The sequence below is a fragment of the Enterobacter sp. FUJ80071 genome (genome assembly GCF_038739915.1).
GTDB classification, from domain to species: Bacteria; Pseudomonadota; Gammaproteobacteria; order Enterobacterales; family Enterobacteriaceae; genus Enterobacter; species Enterobacter kobei.
Map to the genome: position 1 here is coordinate 1,924,522 of NZ_JBBXKH010000001.1, position 20,767 is coordinate 1,945,288.

The 20,767-nt window shown below is 53.4% G+C and carries 24 protein-coding genes; 13 read left to right on the top strand and 11 right to left on the bottom strand.

Annotated elements, in window-relative coordinates; genetic code table 11:
• Nucleotides 1–3: 3 nt before the first annotated feature.
• The 3 genes from astE to ves all read left to right on the top strand — a co-directional run bounded on the left by astE (nucleotide 4) and on the right by ves (nucleotide 2,653).
• A complete protein-coding gene (astE, locus tag AAER43_RS09345) occupies nucleotides 4–969 on the top strand; it encodes a succinylglutamate desuccinylase (RefSeq protein ID WP_032636902.1) in 966 nt (321 codons plus the stop codon).
• Between the two features lie 337 nt (nucleotides 970–1,306).
• Nucleotides 1,307–1,798, top strand: coding sequence for an ATP-independent periplasmic protein-refolding chaperone Spy (gene spy / locus AAER43_RS09350; RefSeq protein ID WP_014883470.1), 492 nt, complete (start codon nucleotides 1,307–1,309; stop codon nucleotides 1,796–1,798).
• Between the two features lie 297 nt (nucleotides 1,799–2,095).
• The gene (gene ves, locus AAER43_RS09355) at nucleotides 2,096–2,653 is read left to right on the top strand and encodes an environmental stress-induced protein Ves (RefSeq protein ID WP_014883471.1); all 558 of its coding nucleotides are present in this window, start codon (nucleotides 2,096–2,098) and stop codon (nucleotides 2,651–2,653) included.
• Here the strand turns inward: ves and cho are convergent.
• Nucleotides 2,631–3,509, bottom strand: coding sequence for an excinuclease Cho (cho, locus tag AAER43_RS09360; RefSeq protein WP_014883472.1), 879 nt, complete (start codon nucleotides 3,507–3,509; stop codon nucleotides 2,631–2,633). The two genes, ves and cho, sit on opposite strands and share 23 nt — an antisense overlap.
• 179 nt (nucleotides 3,510–3,688) lie before the next feature.
• Complete coding sequence (gene nadE / locus AAER43_RS09365) at nucleotides 3,689–4,513, bottom strand: ammonia-dependent NAD(+) synthetase (protein ID WP_023332763.1); 825 nt, start codon at nucleotides 4,511–4,513, stop codon at nucleotides 3,689–3,691.
• 232 nt (nucleotides 4,514–4,745) lie between these two features.
• Here nadE and osmE point away from each other — a divergent pair, with 232 nt between their 5' ends.
• The 7 genes from osmE to chbG all read left to right on the top strand — a co-directional run bounded on the left by osmE (nucleotide 4,746) and on the right by chbG (nucleotide 10,597).
• Nucleotides 4,746–5,090, top strand: coding sequence for an osmotically-inducible lipoprotein OsmE (gene osmE, locus AAER43_RS09370; RefSeq protein WP_010430142.1), 345 nt, complete (start codon nucleotides 4,746–4,748; stop codon nucleotides 5,088–5,090).
• Between the two features lie 281 nt (nucleotides 5,091–5,371).
• On the top strand, nucleotides 5,372–5,689 hold the full coding sequence (chbB, locus tag AAER43_RS09375; protein ID WP_014883474.1) for a PTS N,N'-diacetylchitobiose transporter subunit IIB: 318 nt from the start codon (nucleotides 5,372–5,374) through the stop codon (nucleotides 5,687–5,689).
• Between the two features lie 79 nt (nucleotides 5,690–5,768).
• Nucleotides 5,769–7,127: a PTS N,N'-diacetylchitobiose transporter subunit IIC gene (gene chbC, locus AAER43_RS09380; RefSeq protein WP_014883475.1), complete on the top strand. Its 1,359-nt coding sequence runs from the start codon at nucleotides 5,769–5,771 to the stop codon at nucleotides 7,125–7,127.
• Between the two features lie 47 nt (nucleotides 7,128–7,174).
• Nucleotides 7,175–7,522: a PTS N,N'-diacetylchitobiose transporter subunit IIA gene (gene chbA / locus AAER43_RS09385; protein WP_014883476.1), complete on the top strand. Its 348-nt coding sequence runs from the start codon at nucleotides 7,175–7,177 to the stop codon at nucleotides 7,520–7,522.
• Between the two features lie 5 nt (nucleotides 7,523–7,527).
• Nucleotides 7,528–8,370, top strand: a complete 843-nt coding sequence (chbR, locus tag AAER43_RS09390; RefSeq protein ID WP_071819744.1) for a transcriptional regulator ChbR — start codon at nucleotides 7,528–7,530, stop codon at nucleotides 8,368–8,370.
• Between the two features lie 110 nt (nucleotides 8,371–8,480).
• Nucleotides 8,481–9,836, top strand: coding sequence for a 6-phospho-beta-glucosidase (locus tag AAER43_RS09395; protein ID WP_050863153.1), 1,356 nt, complete (start codon nucleotides 8,481–8,483; stop codon nucleotides 9,834–9,836).
• A gap of 11 nt (nucleotides 9,837–9,847) precedes the next feature.
• Complete coding sequence (chbG, locus tag AAER43_RS09400; RefSeq protein ID WP_050863154.1) at nucleotides 9,848–10,597, top strand: chitin disaccharide deacetylase; 750 nt, start codon at nucleotides 9,848–9,850, stop codon at nucleotides 10,595–10,597.
• 92 nt (nucleotides 10,598–10,689) lie between these two features.
• Here the strand turns inward: chbG and katE are convergent, their stop codons facing one another.
• The gene (gene katE / locus AAER43_RS09405) at nucleotides 10,690–12,939 is read right to left on the bottom strand and encodes a catalase HPII (protein ID WP_023332767.1); all 2,250 of its coding nucleotides are present in this window, start codon (nucleotides 12,937–12,939) and stop codon (nucleotides 10,690–10,692) included.
• A 203-nt stretch (nucleotides 12,940–13,142) separates the two neighbouring features.
• Here katE and cedA point away from each other — a divergent pair, with 203 nt between their 5' ends.
• Complete coding sequence (gene cedA, locus AAER43_RS09410; protein WP_014883481.1) at nucleotides 13,143–13,382, top strand: cell division activator CedA; 240 nt, start codon at nucleotides 13,143–13,145, stop codon at nucleotides 13,380–13,382.
• Nucleotides 13,383–13,429: 47 nt separating this feature from the next.
• Here the strand turns inward: cedA and tcyP are convergent, their stop codons facing one another.
• The 3 genes from tcyP to hxpB all read right to left on the bottom strand — a co-directional run bounded on the left by tcyP (nucleotide 13,430) and on the right by hxpB (nucleotide 16,311).
• Nucleotides 13,430–14,821, bottom strand: a complete 1,392-nt coding sequence (gene tcyP, locus AAER43_RS09415; RefSeq protein ID WP_014883482.1) for a cystine/sulfocysteine:cation symporter — start codon at nucleotides 14,819–14,821, stop codon at nucleotides 13,430–13,432.
• A gap of 127 nt (nucleotides 14,822–14,948) precedes the next feature.
• Nucleotides 14,949–15,539 carry a metal-dependent hydrolase gene (locus AAER43_RS09420; RefSeq protein ID WP_014883483.1) on the bottom strand — a complete coding sequence of 197 codons (591 nt, stop codon included), beginning with the start codon at nucleotides 15,537–15,539 and terminating at the stop codon, nucleotides 14,949–14,951.
• Nucleotides 15,540–15,639: 100 nt separating this feature from the next.
• Complete coding sequence (gene hxpB / locus AAER43_RS09425; RefSeq protein ID WP_023332770.1) at nucleotides 15,640–16,311, bottom strand: hexitol phosphatase HxpB; 672 nt, start codon at nucleotides 16,309–16,311, stop codon at nucleotides 15,640–15,642.
• 148 nt (nucleotides 16,312–16,459) lie between these two features.
• Here hxpB and AAER43_RS09430 point away from each other — a divergent pair, with 148 nt between their 5' ends.
• Nucleotides 16,460–16,996 carry a YniB family protein gene (locus tag AAER43_RS09430; protein WP_023332771.1) on the top strand — a complete coding sequence of 179 codons (537 nt, stop codon included), beginning with the start codon at nucleotides 16,460–16,462 and terminating at the stop codon, nucleotides 16,994–16,996.
• 36 nt (nucleotides 16,997–17,032) lie between these two features.
• Here AAER43_RS09430 and AAER43_RS09435 read toward each other — a convergent pair whose 3' ends face one another.
• The 3 genes from AAER43_RS09435 to pfkB form a co-directional block, all read right to left on the bottom strand.
• A complete protein-coding gene (locus AAER43_RS09435) occupies nucleotides 17,033–17,893 on the bottom strand; it encodes a fructosamine kinase family protein (protein ID WP_014883486.1) in 861 nt (286 codons plus the stop codon).
• A gap of 105 nt (nucleotides 17,894–17,998) precedes the next feature.
• The gene (ghoS, locus tag AAER43_RS09440) at nucleotides 17,999–18,289 is read right to left on the bottom strand and encodes a type V toxin-antitoxin system endoribonuclease antitoxin GhoS (RefSeq protein ID WP_014883487.1); all 291 of its coding nucleotides are present in this window, start codon (nucleotides 18,287–18,289) and stop codon (nucleotides 17,999–18,001) included.
• 103 nt (nucleotides 18,290–18,392) lie between these two features.
• Nucleotides 18,393–19,325, bottom strand: a complete 933-nt coding sequence (pfkB, locus tag AAER43_RS09445; protein ID WP_050863155.1) for a 6-phosphofructokinase II — start codon at nucleotides 19,323–19,325, stop codon at nucleotides 18,393–18,395.
• 296 nt (nucleotides 19,326–19,621) lie between these two features.
• Here pfkB and AAER43_RS09450 point away from each other — a divergent pair, with 296 nt between their 5' ends.
• On the top strand, nucleotides 19,622–20,380 hold the full coding sequence (locus AAER43_RS09450) for a YdiY family protein (protein ID WP_014883489.1): 759 nt from the start codon (nucleotides 19,622–19,624) through the stop codon (nucleotides 20,378–20,380).
• Between the two features lie 61 nt (nucleotides 20,381–20,441).
• Here AAER43_RS09450 and yniD read toward each other — a convergent pair whose 3' ends face one another.
• The gene (gene yniD, locus AAER43_RS09455; protein WP_008500658.1) at nucleotides 20,442–20,549 is read right to left on the bottom strand and encodes a small membrane protein YniD; all 108 of its coding nucleotides are present in this window, start codon (nucleotides 20,547–20,549) and stop codon (nucleotides 20,442–20,444) included.
• Nucleotides 20,550–20,647: 98 nt separating this feature from the next.
• Complete coding sequence (gene yncL / locus AAER43_RS09460; RefSeq protein WP_071819746.1) at nucleotides 20,648–20,740, bottom strand: stress response membrane protein YncL; 93 nt, start codon at nucleotides 20,738–20,740, stop codon at nucleotides 20,648–20,650.
• Nucleotides 20,741–20,767: the final 27 nt, after the last annotated feature.

Consider the following 20,767-nt stretch of genomic DNA (forward strand, 5'->3'; position numbering starts at 1 on the left):
GGTATGGAAAATTTACTGGCGCTGACCCTGGCCGATGAAACGCCGGAACAGAAAGAGGGGGACGGCCCCTCATTCCGCTGGCGGTGGCTGGGGCGCGGGGTGCTTGAGCTGACGCCGACTACCGACAGCGAGCTGTCGCTGCTGCTCTCAACGGGCATTCACGGCAATGAAACGGCGCCCGTTGAGATTGTCGATTTGCTACTGCGTGCGTTATATCGCGGAGATATCACCCTTACGTGTCGCGTACTGGTGGTGCTGGGCAATCCGCCTGCGCTGGCGCAAAACAAACGTTACCTGGTGAGTGACATTAACCGCATGTTTGGCGGTCGCTGGTCGCAGTTTCCGCAAAGTGAAGAAACGGCAAGGGCCGCGTGGCTTGAGAATGTCGTGACCGCGTTTTTCTCCACGGCGGGGCCAGTGCGCTGGCATCTTGATCTCCATACCGCGATCCGCGCGTCTTACCATGTGCGCTTTGGCGTGTTACCGCAGCGGAATCAGCCCTGGGATGAAGCTTTTCTGCGCTGGCTGGGGGACGCCGGGCTGGAGGCGCTGGTCTTTCATCAGTCGCCGGGCGGAACGTTTACCCATTTTACCTGCGAACATTTTGCTGCCCTGGCCTGTACGCTGGAACTGGGAAAAGCGCTTCCTTTCGGTGAGAACGATCTGACGCGTTTTGCTCCCACGCATCTCGCGCTGCGGGCTCTGCTCGGGGGAGAGGCTCCCGACCATGAGCATCAGCCCGTTGAGCGGTATCGCGTCGTACAGCAGATCACCCGCCGCAGCGATGCTTTCCAGCTTCATATGGCCGCGCACACCCTGAACTTCACGCCGTTTCGCAAAGGAGCGCTGCTGGCGGAAGATGGGGAAGAACGTTACGAAGTGCAGAAAACAACGGAATATGTGTTGTTCCCTAACCCTACCGTCGCGTTTGGCCTGCGAGCTGGTCTGATGCTGGAAAAAATATCCTGAACCATTCCCCTCTCAACATCCGGGAGGGGAAAGTAAAAACGTTTCTTAACGTTTAAAGCGCTGGTCCTTGTTTTGCGGAATATTCCTGGTGAATTGCTTTATTATTCATCTTCACTTCGCTATACTTTTTAGAAATTGCTTTAAATTCATCGTTTTGAATATTTTTTGTTGCAACTCTCCACGCTTTATCCTTATTTCCTCCACATTTGGCGAAAAATTGTTTTTTACACTTTCATTGTTTTACTGTTGCTCTGACTAATTGACGATAAACCCCGTAAAGTTAATCTCGTCAACACGGCATAGCGCCGAAGAATAACTGAAAGAAAGGAAATAAATTATGCGTAAGTTTACTGCACTGTTTGTTGCTTCTACCCTGGCTCTGGGCGCTACCAGCATGGCGTTCGCCGCAGATACCGCAACCACGACTGCCGCACCGGCCGAAGGCAAAATGATGATGCATCATAAAGGCCCGGGTATGCACAACGAGATGATGATGTTTAAGGGGCTCAACCTGACGGATGCGCAGAAGCAGCAGATCCGCGACATCATGAAAAGCCAGCGCGACCAGATGAAGCGTCCTCCGCTGGAAGAGCGCCGCGCAATGCATGACATCATTGCCAGTGACACGTTCGATAAGGCGAAAGCCGAAGCGCAGATCGACAAAATGGCCGAGCAGCATAAAGCCCGCATGCTGGCCCACATGGAAACCCAGAACAAGATCTACAACATTCTGACCCCGGAACAGAAAAAACAGTTTAATGCCAATTTTGAGAAGCGTCTGACAGAACGTCCGGCGATGGAAGGTAAAATGCCAGCACCGACCGAATAATCGGTTCAACATCTTAAGACCGCCGGGATCCTGTCCACAAAAGCGCAACCGCTGTGGACAGGACCGGCGGTTTTTCTTTCCTGCCCTCTTGTCTGCCGCTGCCAGCGCGGTATTCTCCTGTAGTCGCTTCAGAGAATGTTTGTAGAGTCATGGCGTTAGCAATTTTATTGACGTTCCGCTAAGGCCTGCCCGCTTTGCTGCCGATACTGTGTCTGTGAATACCTAACGATAACAAACAAGACTGCAAGGGTAGCGATATCCTTGCCCTGGCACGGGTTGTGCCATTCAGGAGTGGTGATGGAGTTCTTTGATATCCGTAAAATGCCGGTCAGCCTCTGGCGTAATGGTGCTGGCGAAACGCGAGAAATTTGTTGTATCCCTCCCGCAACGCGCGATTTTTGCTGGCGAGCCAGTATTGCGACGATCGCCAGCAACGGCGAATTCTCCGCTTTTCCCGGAGTTGACCGGGTCATTACCTTGCTGGAGGGCGGGGAGGTGACGCTGGATGCCGGACAGGCGTTCCGCCATACTCTTAAACCGCATCAACCTTACCATTTTGCCGGCGATTTGCCGGTAAAGGCATTGCTTTCCGATGGCAGGATGGCGATGGACTTCAACATCATGACCCGGCGTGACTGCTGCAAGGCGAAAGTGCGCGTTGCCGACCGTACCTTTACTACGTTTGGCTCGCGTGGCGGCGTGGTGTTTGTGCTAAGCGGGGCGTGGCAGCTGGGTGATAAACTGCTGACGGCCGATCAGGGCGCCAGCTGGGAGGAGGGGACCCATACTCTGCGTTTGCTGGAGTCTCAGGGTACCCTGCTGTTCAGTGAAATTAACTGGCTGCCGGGTCACTGAGCATAATGACCTCAAATTTGCCGGTTAAGACGGGCTTGCAGAGGATTTTATAGCCATCCTGATCGAACCCGGCGGGGGTGCGTAACAGGGTTGCCGCGTCGCTTAAATCATCGACAGCCCCCAGCCAGAGCCAGTTATTGACGATGTGATACTGCGTCATCGTTTCACCCACTTCTTTTAGCGCCACGGCGCCCTCCCACGGCCAGCAGTTGATGCTGATGGCCGCAAGACCGCTCAGGAGGCGGGCGTGATGCGCCTCAACGCTCTCTTTGCCGCAGCAGGCGCCTGCGCAGCGCTTCAGCGCGGAGCGAAAACAGGCGCGGCCACGCGTGGTGCCTTCTAAACCTAAAAGGCTGTAGCAAAGCTGTAGCTCGTCGGCCAGTGTTTGCAGAGCCTGAAGGGCCGCGCGTTTGTTGGCAAATAATCCAAAAAGGTTTGGCGCATGAGAAAAATCGACGTCGCGGGCGTAAACCACCTGCGGCTTACCGTCGCTGATCTGCAGGGAACAAAGCTGACGGTTGCGGCGCAGGCGCTTATTAAAGAGCGGTTGTTGCTCTTTTATCAGCCGGGCCTCCAGCAGCAGCGCACCCATTTCTCCCGCTGTCTGAAACCAGGTGATGCGCCGCGACTGGCGCAGCATGGCGGCCTCATCCGGGGTACGCAGGTGGGATAACACCCGGCTGCGAATATTAACGCTTTTGCCGATATAAAGCGGCAAGGTGTCGCTTTCACCGTGAAAAATGTACACGCCAGGCTGTTTTGGCAGCGCCTCAAGCCAGGGGCGAAGGTGCTCGGGATATTCGTAGATAGCCGCCGCTTCAAACTCAAGACGCGGGGCGGATTGACGCCTGCTCACATATTACTCCGTATACTGTTCAGGTATACAGTGTAGCAGGTGCGCTGTGGTTAAAAAAGAGCCGGGTGGCGGCTACGCCTTACCCGGCCACATCGTGCGGTCTGTTGCCCTCACCCCAACCCTCTCCCACGGGAGAGGGGGCAAACACTAAAAACGGCAACGGGGTTGCCGTTTTGCGTTTATTTCCAGAAGTCGTCAAACACCGTAATCGGCGTGTGGCGCTTGTGTTCGGTTTTCAGATACCAGCTTTCAATGATCTTCGCGGTACCTTCATCCAGCTGTTTGCCTTCCAGATAATCATCAATATTGTCATAGGTGACGCCAAGGGCCGCTTCATCCGGCAGGGAAGGGCGATCGTCTTCCAGATCCGCCGTCGGTGCCTTTTTATACAAGTGCTCAGGACAGCCCAGCGCGGCAAGCAGCTGTTTACCCTGACGCTTGTTCAGACGGAAAATCGGGTTAATGTCGGTGCCGCCATCGCCATATTTGGTGAAGAAACCGGTGATGGCTTCTGCCGCATGGTCGGTGCCGACAACCACGCCTTTGGTCATTCCGGCGATGCTGTACTGGGCTTTCATACGCTCGCGAGCTTTCTCGTTGCCGCGAACAAAATCGCTCAGCTCAATGCCCGCTTCGCGCAGTGCCTGCTCGCTTGCCAGCACCGCCCCTTTAATATTGACGGTGAGTACGCGATCGGGCTGAATGAACGCGATGGCATCCTGGCAATCCTGTTCATCGGCCTGCACGCCATAGGGAAGACGCACGGCGATAAACTGCAATTTCTCATCGCCCGTTTCTTCGCGAAGCTCTGAAATCGCCATCTGACAGAGTTTACCGGTCAGGGTGGAGTCCTGCCCGCCGCTGATGCCCAGCACCAGGGATTTCAGGAAAGCGTTCTTTCTTAAGTACGATTTTAAAAAATCCACGCTACGGCGGATCTCTTCATGTGCATCTACCGCGGGCTTCGCGCCCAGTGCCTGAATAATCTCGTGTTGCAGAGCCATCACGCCCTCCATATGCAGAACATAAACAGAATGTGTTAACTGTTAAAACTAACCCTTTGGACGAGAAACGACAAGGATCGCAGTTTCGAGTGCGCTAATTTGCGCCGATTTAGCAGGTTATCGTTGTTTTATTAGAATTTTCCGAAATTCGTCTGGCGTAATTCACAAAGTTGAACAATAGTACTTTTTATTCCATGCTTAGATAACACGCTGATAAACAAGAGGACGGAATATGAACAAGAACGTAGCAGGAATTCTTAGCGCAGCGGCAGTACTGACGATGCTGGCAGGGTGTACGGCTTACGATCGCACCAAGGATCAGTTTACACAGCCCGTGGTTAAAGACGTTAAAAAAGGGATGACCCGTTCGCAGGTCGCTGCGATCGCCGGTAAACCTTCTTCTGAAGTGACAATGATTCATGCGAAAGGGACCTGCCAGACCTATATCCTGGGTCAACGTGATGGTAAGGCAGAGACCTACTTTGTCGCCCTGGATGACACCGGTCATGTTATTAACTCCGGTTATCAGACCTGTGCTGAATACGACACCGATCCCCAGGCTCCAAAGGCTCAGTAACCCAGCTTGTCTGAAGATGTTAACGAACCGGCCCATGGGCCGGTTTTTTTGTGTATACGTAAATCTTATTTCTTTGCGCGAATTATTTGCCCGAAATGTGAAGGTAGTCAACAAGCCAGGTCAATGAGAGACAATTTTAACCTGTTCAGAATTATCCCCTGTCTGTACCATTGCGTATACTCACTCCAACGACAAACAACAGTATGCAAACTACCTGTCTGCCGGGACAGCAAGTCGAGTGATAGCGCGATGGCAGGTAGACCTACAAGAGGGAAATTACGATGGAAAAGAAACATATCTACCTGTTCTGCTCAGCGGGCATGTCAACCTCACTGCTGGTGTCAAAGATGCGTGCGCAGGCTGAAAAGTATGAAGTCCCTGTGGTGATTGAAGCGTTTCCAGAAACGCTGGCGGGCGAGAAAGGCCAGAAAGCCGATGTTGTTTTACTGGGGCCGCAAATCGCCTATATGTTGCCCGAAATACAACGACTGCTACCCAACAAACCGGTCGAAGTGATCGACTCGGGGCTGTATGGCAAGATTGATGGTTTAGGTGTTCTGAAAGCTGCTGTGGCAGCCATTAAAAAAGCTGCTAATTAATTTTTATTTTTCCCGTCAAAGAGTTATTTCACACACAATACGCCGTAACACGAGTTACGGCATTTAAGGGTATTTACCTATGAGTAAAGTCATCGCTTCACTTGAAAAGGTACTCCTTCCTTTTGCTGTTAAAATAGGAAAGCAGCCTCACGTTAATGCCATTAAAAACGGCTTTATTAAATTAATGCCGTTAACGCTGGCCGGGGCCATGTTCGTTTTAATTAACAACGTTTTTCTGAGCTTTGGTGAAGGTTCCTTCTTTTATTCATTAGGCATTCGGTTAGACGCTTCCACAATTGAAACCCTTAATGGTTTTAAAGCCATCGGCGGCAACGTATATAACGGTACGTTAGGTATTATGTCGCTGATGGCGCCTTTCTTTATTGGCATGGCACTGGCAGAAGAGCGAAAAGTGGATCCGCTGGCTGCCGGGTTATTATCCGTTGCTGCATTTATGACCGTCACGCCTTACAGCGTAGGGGAGGCGTATGCCGTCGGCGCCAACTGGTTGGGTGGGGCGAACATCATCTCCGGTATTGTTATCGGTCTGGTGGTGGCGGAAATGTTCACCTTTATTATTCGTCGCAACTGGGTTATCCGCTTGCCGGATAGCGTACCGACGTCCGTTTCTCGTTCATTTTCCGCGTTGATTCCGGGCTTTATTATTCTCTCCATTATGGGGATTATTGCCTGGGCGCTCTCTCACTGGGGCACGAACTTCCACCAGATCATCATGGATTCTATCTCCACGCCGCTGGCGTCGATGGGTGGTGTGGTCGGTTGGGCGTATGTGATTTTCACCTCTCTGCTGTGGTTCTTCGGCGTACATGGTTCACTGGCACTGGCTGCGCTGGATAGCGGAATTATGACCCCGTGGGCACTGGAAAACGTGGCACTTTACCAGCAGTACGGCTCCGTTGACGCGGCGCTGGCAGCAGGTAAAACCTTCCATGTGTGGGCGAAGCCGATGCTTGACTCCTATATCTTCCTGGGTGGTACCGGGGCGACCTTGGGTCTGATCATCGCGGTCTTTATTGTCTCTCGTCGTGCTGACTATCGTCAGGTAGCTAAACTGGCGCTGCCATCAGGTATCTTCCAGATTAACGAACCGATTCTGTTTGGCCTGCCAATCATCATGAACCCGGTCATGTTCATTCCGTTCATCCTGGTTCAACCACTGCTGGCAGCCATCACCCTGACGGCTTACTACATGGGCATTATTCCGCCGGTGACCAACATTGCACCGTGGACCATGCCAGCGGGGCTGGGCGCGTTCTTCAATACCAACGGTAGCGTCGCGGCCTTCCTGCTGGCGATATTCAACCTCGGGATTGCGACCCTGCTCTACATGCCATTCGTGGCGATTGCGAACAAAGCTGCCACCATCATTGATGAAGAAGAGAGCGAAGAGGACATTGCCCTCTCACTGAAATTCTAAGATTGACCGACGCGGGGAAACCCGCGTCAGCCACAAGGAGCTTAAACATGTTAGATTTGGATAGTATCGTCGCAGACGACGCCGCAGAGAACGATCTTGAAGAAGTGGTTATGGGGCTTATCATCAACTCCGGGCAGGCCCGCAGCCTGGCGTATGCCGCACTGAAGCAGGCCAAGCAGGGTGATTTTGCCGCCGCGAAAACCATGATGGAACAGTCCCGTACCGCGCTGAACGAAGCGCACCTGGTGCAGACAAAGCTTATTGAAAGCGATCAGGGTGAAGGGAAGATGAAGGTCAGCCTGGTGCTGGTACACGCGCAGGATCACCTGATGACCTCCATGCTGGCGCGCGAGCTGGTGGCGGAGTTGATTGAGCTTCACGAGAAAATGCACTAAGTCGGATGTTGCAGCAGGAGGTCAGCACGATGGAAATTAAAACCGCACTTGAACAGCAGCTGTTTAATGGCAAAAATTTTCACGTGGTTATCTACAACAAGACGGAGAGCGCCAGTGGTCTGCACCAGCATGACTACTACGAGTTCACGATTGTTCTGACCGGCCGCTACTACCAGGAGATCAACGGTAAGCGCGTCCTGCTTGAGCGAGGGGATTTTGTCTTCCTGCCGATGGGGTCCTATCACCAGAGCTTTTACGAATTCGGTGCAACCCGCATTCTGAATGTCGGCGTCAGCAGGCGCTTCTTTGAAAAGCACTATCTGCCGCTGGTACCGTTCTGCTTTGTGGCGTCTCAGGTTTATCGCGTGAAAAACGAGTTCATGACCTGGATTGAAACGGTTATTGCCTCGCTTAACTTCCGTGAAAATGAATTTGACGAGTTTATTGAAACGGTGACTTTCTATGTGATGAACCGGCTGCGTCATCATCGTGAAGAGCAGCAGGTGACGGATGATATTCCACAGTGGCTGCGCAGCACTGTTGAACTGATGCACGATAAAGCCCAGTTCAGTGACAATGCGCTGGAGAATATGGTTTCCCTGTCGGGGAAATCCCAGGAATATCTGACCCGCGCGACGCAGCGGTATTATCGTAAAACACCCGTGCAAATTATTAATGACATTCGCATTAACTTTGCCAAAAAACAGCTGGAAATTACTAACTACTCGGTCACCGATATTGCTTACGAATCGGGATACAGTAGCCCCAGCCTGTTTATTAAAACGTTTAAGAAATTAACGTCATTCACCCCGAACAGTTACCGCAAAAGTTTGACGGTAATGAATTAACTTTCGGCGGTTTTATCCGCCACGAATATTGCTTTAATGGCTTGCCCAAATAGCGGGAAGAGTACGCTATACCTTGCAGGCGATTAACCTGATACGCAAAGGGAGATATTATGCAAAAGAAATTAAAAGTCGTAACCATTGGTGGCGGCAGCAGCTATACCCCGGAATTACTTGAAGGTTTTCTGAAACGTTATCATGAATTACCGGTCAGCGAATTATGGCTGGTGGACGTGGAGGAAGGTCAGGAGAAGCTGAATATTATTTTCGACCTGTGCCAACGCATGGTTGAGAAAGCGGGCGTACCTCTGACCGTGCATAAAACGCTGGATCGTCGACTGGCGCTGAAAGATGCAGATTTCGTAACCACCCAGCTGCGCGTTGGCCAGTTGAAAGCGCGTGAACTGGACGAGCGTATTCCGTTGAGCCACGGTTATCTCGGTCAGGAAACTAACGGTGCCGGTGGCCTGTTCAAAGGCCTGCGTACCATTCCGGTTATTTTCGACATCGTTAAAGACGTGGAGGAAATCTGTCCAGACGCGTGGGTGATTAACTTCACTAACCCGGCAGGGATGGTGACCGAAGCGGTTTATCGTCATACCGGTTTCAGGCGCTTTATTGGCGTCTGTAATATTCCAGTCGGCATGAAAATGTTTATCCGTGACGTGCTGGAACTGACTGATAATGACGATCTCTCTATCGATCTGTTCGGTTTGAACCATATGGTGTTCATTAAAGATGTCATCGTGAACGGAACATCGCGTTTTGCTGAACTGCTGGACGGGGTCGCCTCGGGTCGTCTGACCGCTGCGTCTGTGAAAAACATCTTTGACCTGCCGTTCAGCGAAGGGCTGATCCGCTCGTTGAATCTGCTGCCGTGCTCCTACCTGCTTTATTACTTCAAGCAGAAAGAGATGCTGGCCATCGAAATGGGCGAGTATTACAAGGGGGGCGCGCGGGCGCAAATCGTTCAGAAAGTTGAGAAGCAGCTGTTCGACTTGTATAAAGATCCGAACCTGAACGTCAAGCCGAAAGAGCTTGAGCAGCGCGGCGGGGCCTATTATTCCGATGCGGCGTGTGAAGTGATCAACGCCATCTACAACGACAAGCAGGCGGAGCACTACGTTAACGTGCCGCACCACGGCCACATCGACAATATCCCGGCTGACTGGGCCGTTGAGATGACCTGCATTCTGGGACGCGATGGCGCTAAACCGCATCCGCGCATTACTCATTTTGATGACAAAGTTATGGGTCTGATCCACACCATTAAAGGCTTTGAAGTGGCGGCAAGTCAGGCGGCGCTGAGCGGCGAGCTGAATGACGTGCTTCTGGCACTGAACCTCAGCCCGCTGGTGCATTCCGACCGCGATGCGGAGCAGCTTGCAGCAGAGATGATCCTGGCGCATGAAAAATGGTTGCCGAACTTTGCCACCACGATCGAGAAGCTGAAGTTCAAACACCACTGAGAGGACGCACAATGGAAAACCTGCTGATCGTTAATGCTGATGACTTTGGCCTCTCGAAAGGTCAGAACTACGGCATTATTGAAGCCTGTCGCCGGGGGGTTGTGACATCCACTACGGCACTGGTTAATGGTGAAGCGGTTGAACATGCGGCGCAGCTAAGCCGCGACGTGCCTGAGCTGGGCGTCGGGATGCATTTTGTGCTGACGCTCGGTATGCCGCTTACGCCAATGCCGGGCCTGACCCGTGACGGACAGTTAGGTAAATGGATTTGGGAACAGGCGGAGCAGGTCGCTCTGCCGCTGGAAGAGATTGCCCGCGAGCTGGACTGTCAGTTCAACCGCTTTGCTGATCTGTTTGGTGATCTGCCAACACACATCGACAGCCATCACCACGTGCATATGATCCCGGCAATTTTCCCGATCGTTGCGGCGTTTGCTCAACGCAAAGGCGTAGCGATGCGCGTGGATCGTGAGGTGCAAGGGTTGCCGGACAGTGCAGTGACAACCACCGCAGGGTTCAGCAGCGCGTTTTACGGCGAGGCGATCGACGAAGCGCTGTTCCTGAAGGTGCTGGATGATTCTGCAGCCCGGGGAGAAAAGTCACTGGAGGTCATGGCGCACCCCGCATTTGTCGATAATATCGTGCGCAAGAGCGCGTACTGCTGGCCGCGCCTGGCGGAGTTGGATGTGCTGACATCGTCGTCGCTGAAATACGCGATTGCCGAACGTGGGTATCGGTTGGGGACCTTCCGGGATCTGTGAGAAGTGCCGGGGGGCGGCTTCGCCTTACCCGGCCTACGAACGACCTGCAAACTGTTGTAGGCCGGGTAAGCGCAAGCGCCACCCGGCTTTTTTTACGCCGGGATCTGGTCAATCTTGCTGCTGCGTGACCAGACGCGGTGCGCGGCGAGCAGGTCAAACAGCTTCGTCATAAAGGCGTCGTCCACGTTATCGCCCTCGACAATGCCGTCCTCACCTTGCTCGGCAACCTTCAGCTGGGATTTAAACTGACGCGCATCGCCGGACAACGCGATCGGTTTCAGGTGCTTATAAGCTTCCAGCAGGTAATAGACGGCGTCACCGTTGGTCAACAGGCTGGCAATATCCCCGCACGGCACAATCACCGCATCGACGGTCAGCGAGGGTGCCCCGGCAAAGGTCGCAGCCACCGGCAGCACGGAACCGTCATCAGCTGTCACTTCACCCATTCGGGAATAAAGCAGTTTGGCGTGTACGCCCTGGGTTTTCAGCGCCTGCATAATGCCCAGTACGTCACTGGCCCGGGTTTTATCGTTCAGCAGGATGGCGACCACGCGGCCTTTAATTGAGCCACCTGGCACCGCATACAGACTCAGCGACGGATCTTTCTTCACGCCGTTGACCTCTTTTGGCGGAGCAAGGTTGCGCTGCTCGTCGGTGAGGGTAATACCCAGGTTATCCGCCACGCTCTGGGCGAGCTGAATATCAATGTGCGCAAGCTGATCGACCACGCGCTCGCGGATGTAGGTGCGCACCACCTTACTTAACTCGAAGCTAAAGCCGCCGATGATGTGCTGCTGCTCAATCGGCGTCTGGCTGTTCCAGAACAGGCGAGGATGGGCGTAATACTCGCCGAAGGAAGGGCTGCGCTCGCGAATTTTGTTGCCATCGATACGCTCCTGGTACGACTCAAAACCTCCGCGTTTCGGGCCTGGCGGTGTTTCGCGCGGCCAGTTATCGTTGATCGAGTTAGGCTCGTAGTTAGCCGGATTGGTATCAATATCCTGACGATGCATCCCGTCGCGCTGGAAATTGTGGTACGGGCAGGTCGGACGGTTAATTGGAATTTCGTGGAAGTTCGGCCCGCCAAGGCGGCTGATCTGCGTATCGGTGTACGAGAACAAACGTCCCTGTAAGAGCGGATCGTTGGTGAAATCCAGTCCCGGCACGATATGCCCCGGGTGGAACGCGGCCTGCTCGTTCTCGGCAAAGAAATTATCCGGGTTGCGGTTGAGCACCATTTTCCCCACCAGTTGAACCGGCACCAGCTCCTCGGGGATCAGTTTGGTCGGGTCAAGAAGGTCGAAATCAAACTTAAATTCGTCCTCTTCCGGAATGAGCTGCAGGCCCAGTTCATATTCAGGGAAATCGCCGGCTTCAATGGACTCCCACAGCTCACGACGATGGAAGTCTGGATCGCGCCCGGTCAGCTTCTGCGCCTCATCCCACACCAGCGAGGCTTTGCCCGCCACCGGCTTCCAGTGGAACCGGACGAACGTGGCTTTTCCTTCCGCGTTAATCATACGGAAGGTGTGAATACCAAACCCCTCCATCGTGCGATAGCTGCGCGGAATACCCCGGTCAGACATCGCCCACATCACGTTGTGTAACGTTTCAGGTTGCAGAGAGATATAGTCCCAGAAGGTGTCGTGCGCACTTTGTCCCTGCGGTATGGCCCAGTGGGGCTCCGGTTTTACCGCATGGACAAAGTCAGGAAATTTATGCGCATCCTGAATGAAAAACACCGGGGTGTTATTGCCCACCAGATCAAAAATACCCTCTTCGGTATAAAACTTGGTGGCGAAACCGCGAATATCACGCACCGTGTCTGCCGAACCCGCGCCCCCCTGTACGGTGGAGAATCGGACAAACACCGGGGTAATTTTATCCGGGTCGGAGAGGAAATCTGCTTTGGTGATCGCTTTCAGGCTCTTGTACGGCTGGAAGTAGCCATGCGCAGCCGAGCCGCGCGCGTGAACGATACGTTCCGGAATTCGCTCGTGGTCGAAATGGGTAATTTTTTCCCGCAGGATAAAGTCTTCCAGCAGAGTGGGGCCGCGCGAGCCGGCGCGAAGAGAGTTTTGATCGTCAGCAATGCGCACGCCCTGATTGGTCGTGAGTGCAAAACCTTCACCACCTTTACGGTGTGGCTCAAGCGATTTCAGCTTCTCGTTCCCGGTGTCCGGCGATTTCATGCTTCCCGGTGCGGTAGGCTGTTCGCCGGGGGCGGAAGGGCCTGGCGAGGGGCGGTGAGAGCCGTCAGCAGGGGCGAGAGAGTCCATACCCGGTTGAGATTCTTCAGTGCCATGAATCGGTGATTGATGTGTATTATCTTTGTTCGACATTGCACGCTTCTCCTTTATCCATTGCTAAAAACCCTATTAAGGATAGAACAATGTCGTGAGATAGCTCGCGAACTAAGAGTTTTCACATGCCGCCATTAACGAAAGGAGCCCTCTCAGCCATTCGGAGCGCGACGGAAGGGAGCAGAATCGGCTATCATAGAATTTTCCTGCTTCAAGAATTTGCTTTAGTGAACCCGTCGCTTATGAAACCTCTTCGTCAACAAAACCGCCAGGTTATTAGCTATGTGCCCCGCGTGGAACCCGCGCCGCCTGACCATGCCCTGAAAGTGGAGGGTTTTCGTGATGTCTGGCAGCTTCGTGGTAAATATGTGGCGTTTGTCCTGATGGGGGAGCATTTCCGTCGTTCGCCGACGTTTTCCGTGCCGGAGTCTGCCCAGCGATGGGCGGTGCAAATCCGCCAGGATGAAGAGGTTGAAGAATAACAGCCATAAAAAAACCGCCATCAGGCGGTTTTTTTATTTCCCGGCAATTACCGGTGCGCCAGTTCGGCGTCGTCTTCACTTTCCAGAATGGCTTTGTCGGTCTGCTTCAGCCACTGGCTGGTCAGCGTACCGGCGGTCATGGAGCCGCTCACGTTCAGCGCGGTACGACCCATGTCGATCAGCGGTTCAACGGAGATCAGCAGCGCGACCAGCGTTACTGGCAGACCCAGTGCAGGCAGCACAATCAGCGCAGCGAAGGTCGCGCCGCCACCAACACCGGCAACACCGGCGGAACTGATGGTCACAATGCCGACCAGCGTGGCGATCCAGACCGGATCCAGCGGGTTGATACCCACGGTCGGGGCAACCATCACCGCCAGCATCGCCGGGTAGAGACCCGCACAGCCGTTCTGGCCGATGGTGGCACCAAAGGACGCAGAGAAGCTGGCGATAGATTCTGGCACGCCCAGGCGACGGGTCTGCGCTTCAACGTTCAGTGGAATAGACGCGGCGCTGGAGCGGCTGGTGAAGGCAAAGGTCAGTACCGGCCAGACTTTGCGGAAATATTTCAGCGGGCTGACGCCGTTCACGCCCAGCAGGATACCGTGTACGACGAACATGATGCCCAGGCCCAGATAAGAGGCGACGACAAAACTGCCCAGCTTAATGATGTCCTGCAGGTTAGAACCCGCAACCACTTTGGTCATCAGCGCCAGCACGCCGTATGGCGTCAGCTGCATGACCAGACGCACCAGCTTCATCACCCAGCTTTGCAGGGTATCAATCGCCGTCAGCACACGCTCGCCTTTCGGCGCATCGTCTTTCAGCAGTTTCAGTGCGGCCACACCGAGGAATGCCGCGAAGATCACCACGCTGATGATGGACGTTGGGCTGGCGCCGGTCAGGTCAGCAAACGGGTTCTTCGGAATGAAGGAGAGCACCATCTGCGGAACCGTCAGATCGGCCACTTTACCCACGTAGTTGGTTTGAATCGCGGTCAGGCGTGCCGTTTCAGCCGTGCCCTGCACCAGACCTTCGGCCGTCAGGCCAAACAGGTTGGTTACCAGCACACCCACCAGCGCGGCGATCAGCGTGGTAAACAGCAGGGTACCAATGGTCAGAAAACTGATTTTACCCAGTTGAGTGGCGTTATGCAGGCGGGCAACGGCACTCAGAATAGAGGCGAACACCAGCGGCATCACGATCATCTGCAGCAGCTGGACATAGCCGTTGCCGACAATGTTGAACCACTGAATAGAGTCTTTCAGAACTGGATTATCGGAGCCATAAATCGCCTGCAACGCCAGACCAAATACGACACCCATGGCCAGACCAACCAGCACTTTTTTCGCCAGGCTCCACTGTTTGTGGCGCGTCTGCGCGAGAAGCAATAGCAATACAACGAACACAACAACGTTCGCGATGAGTGGAAAATTCATCCCCGTTCTCCTGATTTATTATGGGATCGGTTTTTCCCGATCCTGTTGGCGGAAGGTTAGCAGAAGTGTGATGTCGCGCTTATATCCAAATGGAATGGTTTATGACAAACGGAATGATTTTGTTGGTTTACTGTTCAATCTGGTGATGAATAAAGCGATTGAACTGAAATTGCAGCGAATTGATCATCTGCGAAGACCAGCGCACTGCACTGTTTTCGGGCAATGTCTGTGGCATCCAGACGGCGTAAGCGAAGAGCGCCATGCACAATACGCGCTCAAGCTGGTTCCCTTTCTGTGGCGCAAGGATGGGAAAACGAAAGCGCCAGCGACACGGCCAGAGAAGTGGAACGCCAGCGGGCGTCAGCATATCGGCAAGAATATGGCTTAAGTAGCCGAGCACCATCCCCTGAATGGCATCAGCAGGGACGATCCAGCTTTCGGGCACTTTTAAATAAAAAAGGGTAAGCAGCCCAAAAACGGCCAGCAGGCTGTGCGTAAACCCCCGGTGGCCGAACGCGCGGGCGATGGGTTTCGAGACCCACTTCAGGCGTTGCCCAAGAAATGATTTGGGATGATCAATATCGGGCAGCAGACAGGTCAATACGGCGGAAGGGACAATATGCCACCAGTCCCCCTGTGCGAGCACGGGAGTGAGTTCAGCGTTTTTGGCAAATACTGCGCACGCTATGGAAAAAAGGAGGTGGCCTTCCGCCGTCATGATAAAACCCACGAAACTGTCAATTCATACAGTATAGGGTTTTTATACAGTAGGCGGAAGAGGTGACGGTGTAACTATTTGTCACAAATGGAGCATGTTGTTAGCCGCCCTTAAGGTGATGCGCCGTGAGTTCTGTCAGCGAATTAAGCTTCACATCGGCAAGGGCAAAACGGGGATCGTGGCGGCCTTCTTCTGCCGGAACCACAATGGAGCGCATACGTGCGGCTTTGGACGCGATCATGCCGTTAACGGAATCTTCCAGCGCGACACAGGTAAGCGGATCAAGACCCAGCTTAGCGGCACAGTCCATATAGACCTGCGGATGCGGTTTGCTGTAGGGCAACTTTTCAGCTGACGCCAGGGCGTCAAAACTGTCGCGCAGCTCAAACATAATGAGCACTTTTTCCAGCATATGCAGCGGTGAAGCGGAGGCCAGGCCCACCTTCAGCCCCTGAGCCTTACACAACGCGACCGCTTCACGCACGCCAGGCAATAGCGGCTTGTTCTCCTCCACCAGCGCGATGGCGCGGCTGATAATGCGCGCGGTGACTTCGTCGCGATCTGGGCCACTCCACGGCTGGTGGGCGTACCAGAGGTCTACGACCATATCAATGCGCAGGCCCAGCGTGTCGGGAAGTTCATTACGGCGGCTGATATCAACGCCCAGGCTGGCCATCACGTCCAGCTCGGCGCGATCCCACAACGGCTCGGAATCAATCAGTAATCCATCCATGTCAAAAATAGCGGCAAGTATCTGGCGCGGTGTCGACATCACAACGTCTCCTTATCCAGGGTGTTCGACAGACGATAAGTGCTAAGCACACTTAGCAATTTAGCATATTGCTTTCAAAGATCGGGCGAAAATGCTGTCCAGCAGGTAGACTTAGCCACAAATAACGCGTCTTTATGAAGAGGAACTGATGACGTATCAACAAGCTGGACGCATTGCTGTCTTAAAACGTATTGCTGGCTGGGTGATTTTTATTCCCGCCGTCATCTCTACGCTGATTTCTGTGCTCAAATTTATGTACGATCACAGCGAAAAACAGCCAGGCATTAATGCCGTCATGCTTGATTTTGCGCATGTCATGATTGAGATGATGCGGTTCAACACCCCGTTCCTGAATGTCTTCTGGTTCAACTCGCCAACGCCGGATTTTCACCAGCAGCTTAATATTGGATTCTGGGTCATCTATGCGTTGATTTTTATTGCCATGGCGTTACAGGCATCCGGTGCGCGAATGAGTCGCCAGACCCGTTTTCTGCGCGAAGGCGTTGAGGATCAGTTAATTCTGGAACAGGCGAAAGGCCCGGAAGGAATGAGCCGGGAGCAGATTGAATCCCGCATTGTGGTACCGCGTCACACCATTTTCCTGCAAATTTTCCCGCTCTATATTCTCCCCATTATCATCATTGTGGCGGGATACTTCTTCTTCTCTCTGCTGGGTTTTCTCTGACAGATGAGGGTGGCGGCACGGCCACCCGATTTGTCCCTATGCCGCAAGTACGCGTTCAAGCGCACGCTGGGCGTTGACCAGATGCTGCCCGCCAAAAAGGATAGCGCGGTTCATCAGCGTATAAAGCTGATACACCGGTTGGCGCTCGAGAAAATCGGACGGCAGAGGGGAGACTGACTGATAGCCATCATATATTTGCGGGGGCTGCTCTGGATGCAGGGGCAGCATGGCCAGATCGCACTCTCTGTCACCCCAGTAGCAGGCCGGGTCGAAGATATAGGGGCCGTTGGGACCCAGCGCGCAGTTGTCGGACCATAAATCGCCGTGCAGTAGAGATGCCTGCGGCTGATGGGAGGCCAGGCGCTGTTGTACATGCTCAACGATGGCATCAATATTGCCAAATTCCAGCCCTTTTTCGGCGGCCAGTTCAAGCTGCCATCCGATGCGCTGTTCGGCAAAAAACGTCGACCACCGACGCTGCCAGGCGTTGGGCTGTGGGGTAGTGGAAAGGTCGTTGTCAAAATCGAGCCCAAACTGGGGCTGGTCGCTCCACTGGTGCAGGCGCGCGAGCTGTTGTCCAAGAATGAAGGCGTTATGGGCATCCAGCGGGCGGGGAGGGAGATAGTCCATGACCAGGAAACTGTAGTCCCGGTCGCTGCCCAGAGCCAGCACCTGCGGTACTGTCACCGTTTTACTACGAGACAACAGTTCCAGCTGGTCGGCTTCAGCGGTGAATATCGGGAGCAGTTCTCGCTCATCACACTTCACGAAAAGATCGCGTCCTGCGTAGCGTAAATGCCACGCGGCGTGGATCTCTCCGCCTGGCAGTTCGTTACGCAGTTCAATTTCACCTTCACCCAGTTGCTCACTTAAAAGATGACTGATAGCCTGCCACATGTTGACTCTCCCATGTTGTCTGCCAGATCATAAAGTTAGCGCATAATTGCGGTAAAAAAATACGAACTAACGCACACCTGAGCGGTTTAAATTCATGCAGCGCACTTATTGTTCTTTTTTGTGCCAGCTTTCCCACGTTTCCACGGTGATGTCGGCGGGCTTGTCGGTCACACTTTCCACCAGACTGGCGGCCAGGGCGTGAACGTCTTCTTCACTCAGGGCCGCGATCAAACCAAATGTCAGCGTGCCTAAATCATGAATATGGCCGTCATCGTCCGTCAGCGTGAGCAGAAAATTCGCGCGAGTAAAGGCGTTATTGAGCTCGTTCAGCTCGGTCAGTGACGCTTCACGAAGATTGATGGTTGCGACATAGCGGGTGATATCACCACTGCTCATAATTCACCTCGTTGTTATTCTGAAAGTTTTTTTAGCATAGTCGATATGCCATATTTGGCGACTTTAAGGTAAATTCCCCTTCGATTGGGAAGGGGAATAGAGGTCAGTCTTTTGAAAGGTAATCGACGATTTTTTGCGTATCGGCAAGCGAACACAGCCGCGTCCCCTGATTAATGGTGGCGGCACTCCCCGCCGCGACGCCATAACGCGTCATTTCCAGAAGAGAAGCACCCTGCGCCAGTTTTAGCGCCATCGCGCCGACCATGCTGTCGCCCGCACCCACGGTACTCTGGCTTTTCATGGGCGGCGGCACAACCTGCACAAAGCCCGTCTTGTCGACAGCCAGCGCCCCCTGAGGACCGAGAGAGACGACCACGCGGTGCGCTTTGCCGCTGCGAACCAGTTCTTCTGCGGCGGTGCGCACGTCATCAGGCTGGTTAAGTTCGCGATTCACCAGCGCGCTAAGCTCTTTCTGGTTAGGTTTAACGAGTTCAAGCTGCCCGGGGACTAACGCTGCCTGCAGGGCTTCACCTGAGCTGTCGACGATGCAGCGGATACCACGCTGAAGCACTGCCTTAACCAGCGCCGTCAGCTTTTCCGTTTTGACGCCTGGCGGTAGACTACCGCTGATAACCAGCAGTGAGCCGCTTTCAATGGTCAGTACCTTCTCTTCAAGTTGACGAAACTCATCATCGCTCAGTCTGGCGCCCGGCATCACGAAACGATACTGTTCCCCGCTGGATTCGACGTGGACATGCAGATTCTGCCGGGTCCAGTCCTGGGCCGCTACGGTGTCTACGGTAACCTGTTCATCCGCCAGCAAAGAGACCAGATGTTCCCCCGTGGCACCCCCGGCAGGGAATATGGCGGTGGCTTTACCGCCAAGATGGGTAATGGCGCGCGCCACGTTAATGCCGCCGCCGCCCGGCTCAAACACAGGGGCGCTACAGCGTAGTTTACCTTCAGGGTAAATGTGCGGGGTGATAGTCGCGGAGTCGAGGGAAGGGGAGAGCGTCAGCGTATAAATAGAAGCCATCATAACCTCCTTTTAGTATGGGTTCTTTTAAGCCTGGCACCGATCGACAGGAAGGCAATGTAAATAACAGTATGATTTTAAAAATGAATGCTGAAACAATCGCGATAAAAGATATATAAAATAAAACGCGCTTTGGGATCGTTCTTATTCAAAAAATGAAATAAGAAAATATTGCTATGTTATTTGCGCCTTTTTATAATTTGTTACCTTTCTCTGGACGCCTTGTCATTGATCCTCAAGAAAGTTTCCGAGACCGTGGTGGTCTCTTTTTTTGTTGTACGGACTCCTTAAATAAAATGAAGCTTTTGAAGACAGTACCCGCAGCACTGATGCTGGCGGGTGGCGTATTTGCATCACTGAATGCAACCGCCGATGACACCGTTTTTACTGTCATGGACGATCCCTCCACTGCCAAAAAACCCTTCGAAGGTAATCTGAATGCCGGGTATCTCGCGCAATCAGGTAACACAAAAAGCTCTTCTCTGACGGCGGACAGCACCCTGACCTGGTACGGTAATACCACAGCATGGTCGCTGTGGGGGAATGCCAGCAACACGTCCGCTAACGATGAACGCTCTTCCGAGAAATATGCGGCAGGTGGACGTAGCCGTTACAACATGACCGACTATGACTACATATTCGGTCAGGCAAGCTGGTTAACCGACCGTTATAATGGCTATCGCCAGCGTGATGTATTCACGACGGGTTATGGTCGTCAGTTCCTGAATGGGCCTGTACACAGCTTCCGTTTTGAATTCGGTCCTGGTGTTCGCTACGACGAGTACACCAACGGCGAAGATGAAACCCAGCCGCTGGGTTATGCGTCAGGTACCTACGCATGGCAGATGACCGATAACACCAAATTCACTCAGGGTGTGTCTGTGTTTGGTGCCGAGGATACAACGCTGAACTCTGAAAGTGCCCTGAACGTGGCTATCAATGAACACTTCGGTTTGAAAGTGGCCTACAACGTGACCTGGAACTCTTCACCACCAGCAAGCGCGCCTGAACATACCGATCGCAGAACCACCGTTTCACTGGGTTATAGAATGTAATCATGGCGGGCCGAAAATATCGGCCCGTTTCTCATTTCTGCCAGACGTCCCTTCTGATTCTCTAACCCCAAATCATTGCCGCCCAACGAAGTAGCAGCATCGCGCCGCAGATGGCAATCAGCACCAGCACCATTTTCCAGTGTTTTACGGCAAATCGTTTTGTTGGCATAACCTAATCCTTGTCCGTTGATACGCATAGTCTATCAAACGGGGCCGAAATATGCCCCTTCCCGGAAGCAATCGGGTTATGCCGGTATGGGGTTCAGCTCAGAACCAGTGGAATCGATCGGCGAGAATCAACAATAAACCGGTTGCTGACAGGATATTTAATATCACTACCGTTCTACTGGATACGTTCATGGTAAGCACCTGTGGATTTTAAAGGCC